Genomic DNA, 1,495 nt, shown 5'->3' on the forward strand with positions numbered 1-1,495 from the left:
CCTAGCACTACTGCATCAGGGGTAGGCCGAAGAGGGAATGGGCGACGGAGGGCTGGGCGGGCAGGCCCTCATTGCATTGGCCGCCATCGGCCCCACTCATGAATGGGGTATGGACTCCTTCATGAACGCCGCCGCGGTGCAGCGGCTTGAGAGGTACTTCCAGCAAATCGGCGAGGTGCTGGGCGAGGAGAGTCGGCGGGGCTCGTTCGCCCTCTACGCGATGGGCCTGCTGGGGGATGGCGAGCGCAAGAGCGTGGAGCCCTTGGCCGCCCGCGCGTGTCCGGACCCCGCGCGGGTGGACGCCATGCACCAGCGACTGTTGCACTTCGCGGTGGACTCGAAGTGGAGCGACCGGGACGTGCGGCGCCAGGCGGCGAGGTATGCGCTGGAGGCGATGACGCAGCAGGCGTCGGTGGAAGCCTGGATTGTGGACGACACGGGCTTCCTCAAGCAGGGCAAGCATTCGGTGGGCGTGCAGCGGCAGTACACCGGCTCGGCGGGGAAGATTACCAACTGTCAGATTGGCGTCAGCCTCAGCGTGGCCACCCGCACCGAGCACCTGCCCGTCGACTTCGAGTTGTACCTCCCCGAGTGCTGGGCCAGCGACGAGGCGCGTCGCCGCGAGGCCCGCATCCCCGCCGAGGTTGCCTTCAGGACCAAGCCCCAACTGGCGCTGCGGATGATTGAGCGCGCCGTGGGGGACGGGGTGGCTCCGGGCGTCCTCCTGGCGGACACCGCCTATGGCAGCTCCAGCGACTTTCGTGCGCGCCTTCGCTCGCTGGGCTTGCATTACGCGGTGGCAGTGGCCCCACAGACGAGCGTCTCCCTCTTGGATGCGAAGGACCGCCCCCGAAAGGACACTCAAAGCGTTTCGGACCTGGCCCTGCGCCTTCATGAACGAGGCGGCTTCCGACGGTGCACCTGGCGCCAGGGTACGAAAGACGCCTTGTCGGCACGCTTTGCTCTGCGCCGCGTCGTCGCCGCGGGCGTCCCCCTGCGAGAGCAGGAGCCCCTGGGGCTGCTCATTGAGTGGCGCGACGGTGAGCCCGAGCCCGCCAATTACTTCCTGATATCCCTGCCAGAGGGCCGGACGAAGAAGCAGCTCATCCGTCTGGTGATGCAGCGATGGAGAACCGAACGCGTCTACGAGGACCTCAAGGGGGAACTGGGCCTGGACCACTACGAAGGCCGCCGTTTTCCCGGCTGGCATCACCATGTCTCCGTCGCGCTGTGTTGCTACGCCTTCCTCGTGGCGGAACGCACGCGGCGTTTTCCCCCCTCGGCCCGAAGGACGGCTGAAGCCCACGCGCAGCCACTCTCGGCCTGAGCGCCACTTCCACGACAGCCTCATCACCGCACGGCTCGCCATGGCGCGAGTGATTGCCTCTTGGTTGCCGCGCTGCCCCACCTGCCACCGCACCAACCCCCACCGCGACTCACGTCTCCTGCTCGGCCTCCCCGTCCACCCATCGGGCCCCTGACGCAGTAGTGCTAG

1 protein-coding gene is annotated in these 1,495 nt (G+C 67.6%); it reads left to right on the forward strand.

All coding sequences use genetic code 11. The features are described 5' to 3' along the window. Positions 1-121: 121 nt before the first annotated feature. Entirely contained in the window at positions 122-1,327 is a 1,206-nt protein-coding gene (locus FJV41_RS49105) for an IS701 family transposase (protein WP_141649500.1), read from the forward strand. The last annotated feature ends 168 nt before the right edge of the window (positions 1,328-1,495 follow it).

This window comes from Myxococcus llanfairpwllgwyngyllgogerychwyrndrobwllllantysiliogogogochensis (genome assembly GCF_006636215.1).
Taxonomy (GTDB): Bacteria; Myxococcota; Myxococcia; order Myxococcales; family Myxococcaceae; genus Myxococcus; species Myxococcus llanfairpwllgwyngyllgogerychwyrndrobwllllantysiliogogogochensis.